General features: G+C 76.5%; 8 protein-coding genes. 6 read left to right on the top strand and 2 right to left on the bottom strand.

Annotation, left to right across the window (positions count from 1 at the left end; translation table 11 throughout):
• Nucleotides 1-135: 135 nt before the first annotated feature.
• Nucleotides 136-930 (top strand): hypothetical protein, encoded by a 795-nt coding sequence (locus ACJTNH_RS05675; protein ID WP_458173460.1) that lies wholly within the window; start codon nt 136-138, stop codon nt 928-930.
• Between the two features lie 105 nt (nt 931-1035).
• On the opposite strand, the gene ACJTNH_RS05670 is transcribed toward ACJTNH_RS05675, so the two are convergent.
• Nucleotides 1036-1611 carry a YqgE/AlgH family protein gene (locus tag ACJTNH_RS05670; RefSeq protein WP_458173458.1) on the bottom strand — a complete coding sequence of 192 codons (576 nt, stop codon included), beginning with the start codon at nt 1609-1611 and terminating at the stop codon, nt 1036-1038.
• Nucleotides 1612-1835: 224 nt separating this feature from the next.
• On the opposite strand from ACJTNH_RS05670, the gene ACJTNH_RS05665 reads away from it, so the two are divergent.
• Complete coding sequence (locus ACJTNH_RS05665) at nt 1836-3185, top strand: MFS transporter (RefSeq protein WP_458173456.1); 1350 nt, start codon at nt 1836-1838, stop codon at nt 3183-3185.
• A gap of 16 nt (nt 3186-3201) precedes the next feature.
• Here ACJTNH_RS05665 and ACJTNH_RS05660 read toward each other — a convergent pair whose 3' ends face one another.
• Nucleotides 3202-4653, bottom strand: a complete 1452-nt coding sequence (locus ACJTNH_RS05660) for a CCA tRNA nucleotidyltransferase (RefSeq protein ID WP_458173454.1) — start codon at nt 4651-4653, stop codon at nt 3202-3204.
• A 93-nt stretch (nt 4654-4746) separates the two neighbouring features.
• Between ACJTNH_RS05660 and ACJTNH_RS05655 the strand changes: the two genes are divergently transcribed.
• The 4 genes from ACJTNH_RS05655 to ACJTNH_RS05640 all read left to right on the top strand — a co-directional run bounded on the left by ACJTNH_RS05655 (nt 4747) and on the right by ACJTNH_RS05640 (nt 11510).
• On the top strand, nt 4747-5223 hold the full coding sequence (locus tag ACJTNH_RS05655; protein ID WP_458173452.1) for an NUDIX hydrolase: 477 nt from the start codon (nt 4747-4749) through the stop codon (nt 5221-5223).
• 86 nt (nt 5224-5309) lie between these two features.
• A complete protein-coding gene (locus tag ACJTNH_RS05650; RefSeq protein WP_458173450.1) occupies nt 5310-7688 on the top strand; it encodes a DUF6049 family protein in 2379 nt (792 codons plus the stop codon).
• Nucleotides 7685-9817, top strand: a complete 2133-nt coding sequence (gene murJ, locus ACJTNH_RS05645) for a murein biosynthesis integral membrane protein MurJ (protein WP_458173448.1) — start codon at nt 7685-7687, stop codon at nt 9815-9817. Before ACJTNH_RS05650 ends, murJ begins: the two co-directional genes overlap by 4 nt.
• A 70-nt stretch (nt 9818-9887) precedes the next feature.
• Entirely contained in the window at nt 9888-11510 is a 1623-nt protein-coding gene (locus tag ACJTNH_RS05640; protein ID WP_458173446.1) for a lipopolysaccharide kinase InaA family protein, read from the top strand.
• Nucleotides 11511-11536 lie beyond the last annotated feature (26 nt).

Genomic DNA, 11536 nt, shown 5'->3' with positions numbered 1-11536 from the left:
CCCCCCCCCCCCCGCCCCCCCCCCCCCCCCCCCCCCCCCCCCCCCCCCCCCCCCCCCCCCCCCCCCCCCCCCCCCCCCCCCCCCCCCCCCCCCCCCCCCCCCCCCCCCCTCTGGCGTTGCTCATACCCTGACCGCATGCGCTCCCGCCGCCGTGGCACCCGCCCGTTCCCGTCCCCGCTGCGGGTCGCGGTCGTCGGGGTGGTGGTCGGCCTCCTGGCCCTGCTCGGCGGGTGCGGCAGCGACGACGCCGAGCAGCGCGAGCCCGGGGCCGAGGTCACCTCCCAGGAGGCCGAGGTGCTCAGCCAGGTGCTGTACGCCAACCGCCAGCAGGGCGGGGCCGACTTCGAGGTCACCGCACCGTTCGCCGAGGGCGCCCTGCTCACCCTGACCGGCGAGGTCGACTTCGCCCGCGGCATCGGGCGGGCGCAGGCGGTCACCAGCTACGGCGACGGCCGCCCCGAGGACGCCCGCACCCTCTTCTTCACCGCGGACGACCTCTGGCAGGGCGGCGTCCCCGGTCTCGACGCGGCGCTGACCGCCGCCGGCCTGCCCCCGGCCACCTACGTCCGCCGGCCGATCGCCGCGACCGACGCCTCCGGGACGGCGTCGCTGCTGGACGTGCTGGTGCAGATGGTGCCCCGGCTGTCCGCACGCTCCGCCGACGACCCGCGGTCCTTCGCCGACTACACCTGGGTCGGCAGCCGGTCGGTCAACGGGAAGCTGAGCTCGGTGTTCCAGAGCGGGACCGGCGCGCGGATCGCGGTCGCCGCGGACAGCAAGCTGCTGGTCCAGTACCTGACCCGGCTGCAGGACTTCGACGTGACCATCACCCTGGCCGACCACGGCGAGCGGGAGATCACCCTGCCGGCCGACGAGGACACCGTCTCGCTGACCGAGCACCCGGAGGTCGCCGCGGCGCTGGGCCTGTAGCCGGACAGCACAGGAGGGGGCGGCCTCTTCCCCAGGTCGCCCCCTCCTGTGGGCTCTTCCTACCAGTCCGGAGCGCCGACCGGGAGTCGACACGCCGGGACGGCGTCAGTTGGCCGAGGGGTCCGCCGGCGCCGTCGACAGCACGCCCAGCCGACCCGACTGGCGCCGCAGCACCGACCGCCACAGGTCCGGCCCCGTCGCGTCGGTCAGCACGTCGGAGGGGACGCCGTCCACGCACGCCCACGCGCCCTCGGCCAGCTCGGTGGCCAGCTGACCTGCGGACCAGCCGGCGTACCCGGCGAAGACGCGCAGGCCGCCGATCTCACCGTCCAGCTCGTCCGGGTCGCTGTCCAGGTCGACCAGGTGCACCGCACCGGTCACCTCCCGCAGGCCGCTCCCGGCCGGCAGCGGCGAGGTGCCCGTGCGGGTGGCCAGGCACAGCGCCGTGTCGGTCTCGCACGGCCCACCGACGTGGAAGACGCCGGGCTCGACCGCCAGCTCCGACCAGCCGGGCAGAACGTCGCCGATCCGCACCTCGCTGGGCCGGCCCAGCACCACACCGATCGTGCCGGTGTCGGAGTGGTCGAGCACGTAGACCACGGCCCCGGCGAACGTGGGGTCGGTCAGCGCGGGCATGGCCACCAGCAGCGAGCCGGGCCGGACGTCGTCCAGACAGCCCACCGAGAGGGCGGGTACGGCGTTCGGCCGGCGGCGCCCGGCGGCCTGTCCGGCAGCGGGACGACGCTCGGGCTCGGGTGACGAGGGCACCGGGTTCATCGCGTCCCAGTGTGCATCAGGTGTGCGGCAGGGTGGTGGCTCGGCGACCCCGCTCCTGACCGTGCGGCCCGCGCTCCTGCTCGCGGCGTGACCTGGCGGCTCCCGTACGGCGACGTAGGGTGGCTGGGATGCACCAGTCGCCCACCACCGTGCGGCACCTGCTGCGGCGCGGCGACTTCCGCCGGCTGCTGCTGACCCGGCTCTCCTCGCAGTTCGGCGACGGCGTCTTCCAGGCCGCGCTGGCCGGCACGGTGCTGTTCAACCCCCAGCAGGCGGCCGACCCGATCGACGTCGCCGCCGGGTTCGCCGTCCTGCTGCTGCCCTACTCGCTGGTCGGGCCGTTCGCCGGTGTGTGGCTGGACCGCTGGAGCCGGCGCCAGGTGCTGCTGGTGGCCAACGTGGTCCGCGCACTGCTGGTGGTCGGCGTCGCCGCGCTCACCCTCGCCGGCGTGCAGGGCGTGCTGTTCTACGTCGCCGGCCTGCTGGTCTTCTCGGTCAACAGGTTCGTGCTCTCCGCGCTGTCCGCGGCACTGCCGCACACCACCGACGCACCGTCCCTGGTCTCGGCCAACGCGCTCTCCACCACGGCCGGGGCGGTGGCCGCGGTGCTCGGCGGTGGCGTGGCGATCGGGTCCTCCGCCGTCCTCGGGTCCGGCAGCGGGGCCTACGCCGCGCTGGCCCTGGCCTCCGCGCTGCCCTACCTCATCGCCTCGGCGGTGGTCGCCGGGTTCGCCCGCCCGTACCTGGGGCCGGACCACCTGACCGTGGCGGCGACCGTCAGCGCCCGGGACGTGCTGCACGGCATGCTCGCCGGCACGCGGCACGTGCTGGCCCACCCGCCGGCCGGCGCCGTCCTGTCGGTGATGGCCGTGCACCGGGTGTGCTACGGCCTGCTCACGCTGATGACCCTGCTGCTCTACCGGAACACCTTCACCGACTCCACCGGGCTGTTCCGGGGCGGCCTGGCCGGGCTGGGCGAGGTGCTCGCCGCCGGCGCGGCCGGCACCCTGCTGGCCGCCACGGTGACCCCGTGGGCGGTCCGCCGGTGGGGCAAGGCCGCCTGGGTGGTGGCCATGCTGCTGCTCGGCGGGGCCGGCCAGCTGGTGCTCGGCGGGCTGTTCGAGCCCCCGGCGGTCGTGGCCGCCGTCCTGACCCTCGGGTTCGTCGCCCAGGGCATCAAGATCTGCGTGGACACGACGCTGCAGGAGGCGGTGGACGACGACTTCCGCGGCCGGGTGTTCTCGGTCTACGACGCGCTCTTCAACGTGACCTTCGTGCTCGCCCTGCTGGCCGGGGCGTTCGCGCTGCCCGCCTCGGGGGTGAGCTGGCCGCTGCTGGTGGTCATCGGGGTCGGCTACCTGCTCACCGCCCTGCTCTTCGCCCGCTGGGCCCGGGGGCAGGCCCGCCGGGCGCGGGACACCCCGCTGGCGCTGCGGGCGCTGCCCGGCCTCCGGCACGAGACCGGCCAGCACGCCTGACCCCTGGCGGTACGCCTCAGCTGCGGGAGCGCCACCAGGCCAGCAGCTCGGCCTCGGCCTCCTCGGGCTCCAGCGGGCCGCGCTCCAGCCGCAGGTCCTTGAGGAACCGCCAGGCCTCGCCGACCTCGCGGCCCGGAGGGATCTCCAGCAGCTCCATGATCCGGTTGCCGTCCAGGTCGGGCCGGATCCGGGAGAGGTCCTCCTGCTCCGCCAACGCCTGGATGCGCTCCTCGAGCGAGTCGTAGGTCGCCGACAGCGCCGCGGCCCGCTTCCGGTTCCGCGTCGTGCAGTCCGAGCGGACCAGCTTGTGCAGCCGGGGGAGCAGGTCGCCGGCGTCGGTCACGTACCGGCGGACGGCGGAGTCGGTCCACTCCCCGCGGCCGTAGCCGTGGAAGCGCAGGTGCAGGAAGGTCAGCCGGGAGACCGCCTCGACGATCTCCTTCGGGTACTTCAGCGCGGTCAGCCGCTTGCGCACCAGCTTCGCCCCGACCACCTCGTGGTGGTGGAAGGAGACCCGGCCGCGGTCCTCGTGGCGGCGGGTGGCCGGCTTCCCGATGTCGTGCAGCAGCGCGGCCAGCCGGAGCACCAGGTCCGGCGACGGCGACGCCGGGTCGGCCTGCTCCAGCGCGATCGCCTGGTCCAGCACGGTGAGCGAGTGGACGTAGACGTCCTTGTGCTGGTGGTGCTCGTCGATCTCCATCCGCAGCGCGGCGAGCTCGGGGAGCACGACGTCGGCCAGACCGGTGGAGACGAAGAGGTCCAGCGCCTCGCTGGGGGAGTCGCTGAGCAGGGTGCGGGAGAACTCGTGCTGGACCCGCTCGGCGGTGATCCGCGCGAGCTCGGGGGCCAGCTCGGTCATCGCCTGGACGACCTCGGGGTCGGGGACGAGCTGGAGCTGGGCGACGAAGCGCACCGCGCGCAGCATCCGCAGCGGGTCGTCGGCGAAGGAGTCCACGGCCCGGCCCGGGGTGCGCAGCCGGCGGGCTAGCAGGTCGCCCAGGCCGCCGAACGGGTCGGTCACGGTGCGGTCGGGGCCGAGGGAGACGGCCATCGCGTTGACGGTGAAGTCGCGGCGGGCGAGGTCCTCGACCAGCGAGTCACCCCAGGCCACCTCGGGGTTGCGCGACTCCCGGTCGTAGCGGTCGGCGCGGAACGTGGTGATCTCCACCCGTTCACCGCGCACCTCGGCGCCCACCGTGCCGAAGGCGATGCCGGTGTTCCACGTGGAACTGGCCCAGCCGCGCAGCACCTCGAGGGTCTGCTCCGGCCGGGCGTCGGTGGTCAGGTCGAGGTCACCGGTCGGCAGCGGCTGCCCGGTGCCCGCGGCCAGCAGCGCGTCGCGCACCGAGCCACCCACCAGGTGCACCTCGTGGCCGGCGGCGGTGAACCGCTCGCCCAGGGCCACCAGCACGGGGGAGACGTCGACGAGCTCGCGCACCGTCTGCTGCACCGCCGGGGGGACGGGCACGGGCGGTGGGGTCGGGCCGGAGGCGGCGCGACGCGAGGGCTCTGTCGACACGACGATCGAGGGTAGTGCCGTCCCGCGCGCTACCCTCCTGGCATGGCTGGGACGGGCGGGCGACAGCGCCCCGGCCGCCGCCTGCGCCGCGTCGACGAGACATCGGCCGGAGGCCTGGTGGTGGCCGACGACGACGTCACCGGCCCCCGCGCGGCCCTGATCGGCCGCACCGACCGCCGCGGCCGGCTGCTCTGGTCGCTGCCCAAGGGGCACATCGAGCAGGGCGAGACCCCGGAGGACACCGCCGTCCGCGAGGTCGCCGAGGAGACCGGCATCATCGGTGAGGTCGTCGCACCGCTCGGCATCATCGACTTCTGGTTCGTCGCCGACGGGCGGCGGGTGCACAAGACGGTGCACCACTTCCTGCTGCGGGCCGTCGGCGGCGCGCTCTCCGACGCCGACATCGAGGTCACCGAGGTCGCCTGGGTGCCGCTGACCGAACTCGGCGGGCGGCTGGCCTACGCCGACGAGCGCGCGCTGGTGGAGCGCGCGCCGGGCCTGCTGGCCGACAGCGCGTGACACGGCGGGCCGCCGGCCGCGCCGACGGTCGCCCCCGGACCCTCCCCGCTGCCCTCCAGTCGCCTCGCGACACCCGCTCCGGCCGGGTGGCGGCGCGGGCCGCGGCGCTGACGCTGGGGGCGGCGCTGACGCTGGGCGCCGGTCTCGTCGCCCCACCGGCCGTCGGGGCAGCGCCCTCCGACACCGACGCCGGCGCCACCGACGCCCTGAGCGCGCACCCGCTGCGGGTGACGGTGAGCCGGCTCGACCCACGGACGGTCACCCCCGGCGCGCTGATCGAGCTCACCGGGACCCTGGTGAACGACAGCACCGACACCTGGACCGACCTCGAGGTGCGCCTGCAGCGCGGGGAGCGGATCTCCACCCGGGCCGGCCTCGCCGCCGACGTCGACGACCCCGGCGAGGCCACCGCGGCCGCCGCCGCCTTCGTCCCGGTGCCCGGTGGACTGGCGCCCGGCGCCTCGCGGGAGTTCACCTACACGACCACCGCCGAGCAGCTGCAGATCGGCGCGGACGGCGTCTACCCGCTGCTGGTCAACGTCAACGGCGTCCGGTCCGGCGGCGGCGTCGAGCGCGCCGGTGAGCTCTGGACCCACCTGGTGGCCCAGTCGCCCACGCCAGCCGACCCGGCCGTGCCCACCGACCCCGCCGACCCCGCTGCACCGACCACTCCCACCGGCCCGGGCACCCGGACGTCGGTGGCCTGGGTGTGGCCGCTGACCGACGAGCCCCACCGGGACGCCACCGGCGCGTTCACCGACGACGAGCTGGCCGCCGAGGTCGCCGACGGCGGCCGGCTGGACCGGGCCGTGGAGGTGCTCGAGCGGATCCCGCAGGCACCGGGGGCCCAGCCGGGTGAGAGCCGGCCGGCCGTGCCGGTGACGCTGGCGGTCGACCCGGCCCTGCTGGAGGAGCTGGAGGTGATGGCCGACGGCCCGTACACCGCCGGCGGTGAGCAGGGCACCGGCACCGCCGACGCCGCCGAGCTGCTCGACCGGCTGCGGGCCGTCGCCGACGACCACGACGTCGCGGTGCTGCCCTACGCCGACGTCGACGGCGACGCACTCGTCGCGGCCGGGCTGCCGGCCGTGCTGACCCGCACCCTGCCGGGCACCGCCGAGGGCACCGCCCGCCAGCCCCTGGACGACGACGGCACGGCCGCGGCGTCCCCGACCACCCCGCCGGGGGAGGTCACCGGCACCCCGACCCCGGACGCCCAGGAGACCGCCCCGACCGGAGCGGGTGCCGAGGTGGTCCGCGAGGTGCTCCGGGTGGAGCCGCGCACCGACCTGGCCTGGCCGGTCGGCGGCACCGTCCGCGCGGACACGCTGGACCTGCTGCAGGCCGGCGGCGCCCGCACGGTCGTGCTGGCCGAGCAGGCGCTCACCGAGGGCGACCGGGCGGTGGGTGCCGAGGGCGACCCGGCCGACGTCCGCGGCACCCTGACCACCGCCGGCGGGGACGTGACCACGCTGCTGGTCGACGGGCGGCTGGCCGACGCCGTCGCCGGTGCCACGCCGGACTCCGGTGTCGGGCGGCTGGCCGAGCGGCGCTACCTCGCCGAACTGGGTGCGCTGAACACGCAGCTGGCCGAACGCGCGCCCGGCACGACGCAGACCGTCCTCGTCGTCCCGCCCCGGCTGGTCGACCCCGACGTGGACAGCGTCACGGCGATGATCACCGACACCGTGACCCAACCCTGGCTCGCCCCGGTGCCGGTGGCGGCGCTGGACCAGGGGCCGCCCGCCCCGACCGCTGCGCTGGTGCCCGGTGCCGAGACCTTCCTCGCGGCCGAGGGGATGGCCGCGATCGCCGAGAGCGCCCGGGTACGCGACGACTTCGCCGCCGCGGTCGACGACCCCGGCACGGTGCTGGCCGGCTACGACGCCGCGCTCGCCCGGGCCGCGTCGGGGCAGTGGCGCAGCGACACCGACGGGTTCGCCGACGCGGTCGCCCAGCTGCGCCAGACCATGGGCGACCTGCGCGAGCAGGTCACCCTGCTCGCCCCCGTGGAGGGCACCTACAGCCTGGCCTCGAGCACCGCCCCGCTGATCCTCACCGTGCAGAACGACCTGCCCTTCGCCGTCCAGGTCCGGCTGGAGCTGCGCACCCGGGGCGCGGTCGGGCTGGACACCGAGGACATCGGCGTGCAGACCCTGCCGCCGCTGTCCCGTACCCCGCTGGAGGTGCCCACCCAGGTGCGGCAGTCCGGCGGCTTCGCCGTCACCGCCCTGCTGACCACCCCCGGTGGCGTCCCGCTGGGCGAGCCGGTGCAGATGCAGGTCAAGAGCACCGTCTACGGGCCGATCACCCTGGGGCTCACCATCGGCGCGGCCGGCCTCCTCGGGCTGCTGTTCCTGCGCCGCGGCGTCCTGTTCCTGCTCAAGCGGCGCCGCGGGGAGACCGACGACGACGCCGCGGCGCACGGCGTCGGCTCCCAGCCGCCGACCCGGAGCCCGGTGTGACCGGCGGCCGCCGACCCGGCCCGCCGGACCAGCAGCGCGCCGACGACGGCCGCGACGAGCCCCGCCCGCAGCGCCCGCGGCCGGCCGCGCCGCTGCCCCCGCCGCCGTACCGGGGTGCGCCCTCGACCGGCGCCGGCCCCGTCGCGCCGCCGCCGCGTCCGGCCACCCCCGCCCGGGAGGCCGCACCCCCCGCCCGGCCGGCGCCCCGCCCGCTGCCGCCACCACCCGGCTACCCCGGCGCCCGGCCCGCTGCCGGGCAGCCCGCCGTCCCACCGCTGCCCGCGGGCCCACCGACGCCCGCCGTCCCCACACCTGCTGCGCCGGCGTCCCCGCCGCCGGCCGACGCCGCCCGGCGGCGTGCCCCGCTGCCTCCGGTGCCCCCGCCGGCGCGGCCGCGCCGCTTCGTCCCCGGGCCGGACGACACCCAGCTGATCCCGGTCGTCCCCGCGCTGCCCCGCTACCTGGAGGAGGAGCCGGACGAGCCCGAGGAGGCCGGCACCGACGGCGGTGCCTCCCGGGGCAGCCGGAGCGTGCTGCGGGCCGCCGGCACCATGGCCGTGGCCAGCCTGGTCTCCCGGCTCACCGGCTTCCTGCGCACCGTGGTGCTCACCGCCGCGCTCGGCTTCGGGCTGGTCGGCAACGCCTACACGGTGGCGAACACGCTGCCCAACATCGTCTACGAGCTGCTGCTCGGTGGGGTGCTGACCTCCGTCGTCGTCCCCCTGCTGGTCAGCGCCCAGGAAAGGGACACCGACGGCGGTGTGCGGTACACCCAGCGGCTGCTCACCCTGGCCACCGTCGGCCTGGCCGCGCTCACCGTCCTCGCCGTGCTCGCGGCGCCGGCGCTCACCTGGCTGATGGGCATCCGGGAGGACCCGGGACAGGTGGAGCTGGCGAACTGGCTGGCCCGGATCCTGCTGGTCGAGATCGTCTTCTACGGGATCGGCGCGCTCGCCACCGCGGTGCTCAACTCCCGGCAGGTGTTCGGCCCACCGGCCTGGGCGCCGGTGCTGAACAACGTGGTGGTCATCGCCACCGGCGCGGTGTTCCTCCTCGCCTCCGGGCCCGGCGACCTCACCCCGCTCACCATCACCGCCGGTCAGGTCTGGCTGCTGGGCATCGGCACCACCCTGGGCATCGCGGTGCAGGCACTCGTGCTGCTGCCGCTGCTGGGGCGCAACGGCGTGCCGCTGCGGCCCAGCTGGGGGCTGCGCGGCACCGGGCTGGGCGAGGCCGGCACGCTCGGGCTCTGGGTGATCGGCTACGTGCTGGTCAGCCAGATCGGGGTCGTGGTGGCCAGCGTCGTGGCCAACGCCGCCGCCGACGCCGGCGGCCTCGGGCCGTTCGCCTTCAGCAACGCCAGCCTGCTGTTCCAGATGCCGTACGGGATCATCGGCGTCGCCCTGCTCACCGCCCTGCTGCCCCGGATGAGCCGGGCCGCCGCGCGGCACGACACCGCCGGCGTGGTCGCCGACCTCTCCCTGGGCACCCGGCTGTCGGCCACCGGCCTGCTGCCGGTCACCGCGCTGCTGATGGTGCTCGGCCCGGCCGTCGGCGTCCTCGCCTTCGCCCGGGGGAACGCCGACGTCTCCGACGCCCGCGGGGTGGGCGTCGCCCTCGCCTTCGGCGCGTTCGGGCTGCTCCCGATGGCGGTGACCCTGCTGCAGCTGCGGGTCTTCTACGCGATGAAGGACGCCCGCACCCCCACGCTCATCCAGGTGGCGATGGTCGCCGTCCGGGTGCCGCTGCTGCTGCTGGTGCCCGTGCTGGTCAGCCCCGAGCACGTGGTCGCCGGGCTGATGGTGGCCACCAGCGTCACCTACGTCGCCGGCTGGGTGGTCGGCAGCATCGCGCTGCGGCGCAAGCTGGGCGTCCGGGTCAGCGCCGAGGCGTCCACCACGGTGCTGCACATGGCCGGCGTCTCCGCCGTCGCCGGGGCGCTGGGCTGGGCGGTCGTCTCGCTGGCCGGCCGTCACCTGGGTGAGTCCACGGCGGGCTCGCTCGCGACCGTCGTCCTCGGTACCGTGGTGGTGGGCAGCGCGGTCGTCGCGGGTGCCGTGGTGGTCGGCGTCCCGGAGCTCCGGGACGCAGTGGCCGGCGTCCGGTCTCGGCTGGGGCGGTCACGGTGACCGGCCGGTCCGTTGCCCGACCCGGGGGCGCCGTCCCCGGCCGTGAACGAGCAGGGGGTCGGCAGCGTCCGTGACGTCGACGACCACTGGCCTGCCCGACCGGTACCGCCCGCTCGACCAGGTGGCCCCTGACGAGCAGACCGCCACCGGCGTCATCCGGTCCTGGCGCGCCCGCGACCGGGTGCTCAACCGCGACGTGCTGCTGCGGGTGCACACCCCCGGCGGCCCGGCCGCCCGGGAGTGGATCAACCGCGCGCTGACCGCCGGCGGGCTGGCCACCCCCGCGCTGGCGATGGTGTACGACGCCGCGGAGGGCAGCGAGTCCGGCGGTGCCGCCTACGTGGTCAACGAGTGGATCGAGGGCACCCGGCTCTCCGACTGGCTGGCCACCGAGGGGCCGCTGCCCGAGCGGGAGACCAGGGCCGTCGTCCGCCGGCTGGCCGAGGGGGTCGCCGAGGCCCACCGGGTCGGTCTCGCCGTCGGCGGCCTGACCCCGGAGCACGTGGTGCTGCGCCCCGGCGGCCTGGTCGGGCTGCTCGCCGTCCCGGCGGCCAGCGGCACCGAGAAGGGCGACATCACGGCCCTCGGCGCGCTGCTCGAGCTCTGCCTCACCGGCCGCCGGTCCGACCTCCCCGGCGCCGGTCCGGTGCACATCAGCTCTCCCGACCTGGCCGCGCTGGTGCGGCGCGCCCGCTCCGACGACCCGGCGACCGGGCTGTCCAGCGTCGGCACGATGGTCTCGCTGCTCGCCGATCGCCCCCGCGCCACCACCGGCCCCCAGGAGGCCACCGGCCCGGACGCCGGCATCGACAGCGGCTGGATGCGCCGGCTGCGCGACCGCCGTGACCTGGCCGACGCCGAGGACGCCCGCTCCGGCGGCGACGGTGAGCACCCCGTCCGGCTCGACCGGTCGACCCTGCCCCCCGTCCCCGGGGCGTCGCTCGCCCGCCCGCTGGCCGCCCGGCACGCCCGCCCGGCCGACGACGAGGACGACCTGGACCTCGGTGAGACCTTCACGGGGCTGGACGACCGGGAGCGGCCCCCGTCGCGGCCGGAGCCGACCGCCCGGCGCCGGCTGGCCGTCGTCGGCCTGCCCCTCCTGGCCCTGGTGATGGTCATCGCCATCGGCTGGTGGTTCGGCACGAACGTGCTCTCCGTGGCCGGCAACGTCGACGGGGAGCCCACCGGCTCGGTGCCCTCGATCAGCGCCCCGGCCGGCGGCGGGGCCGAGGCACCGGTCGCCGGGAGCCCCGTGGCGATCTCCGCGGCCACCGTGTTCGACCCCTTCGGTGACGGCGAGCCCGAGAACGACGACGACGTCCCGCTCAGCTTCGACGGTGACCCGACCACCAGCTGGTCGACGCTGACCTACCGGGGCTCGGCCGACTTCGGCAACCTCAAGCCCGGTGTCGGCGTGCTGTACGACCTGGGCAGCGAGCAGTCGCTGGGCGGTGTCTCGGTGCAGACCACCCTCCCCGGCGCGACGGTCGAGGTGCGCACCGGCGGCACGGCCGACGACGACCTGGACGCCTTCACCGTCGCCGCCACCGGCGAGCTGGGCGGCAGCGACGACCTCGCCTTCGACGCGCCGGTGACCAGCCGGTACGTGCTGGTCTGGGTCACCGGCCTGGTGTCGGTCGACGACGGGTTCGCCGCCGACCTCGCCGAGGTCACGGTCACCACCGCCGGCTGAGGTACGACCGCCGACCCGTGCGGTGC

This window comes from Modestobacter lacusdianchii, assembly GCF_054177765.1.
This window is presented reverse-complemented; position numbering and strand designations above follow the sequence as displayed.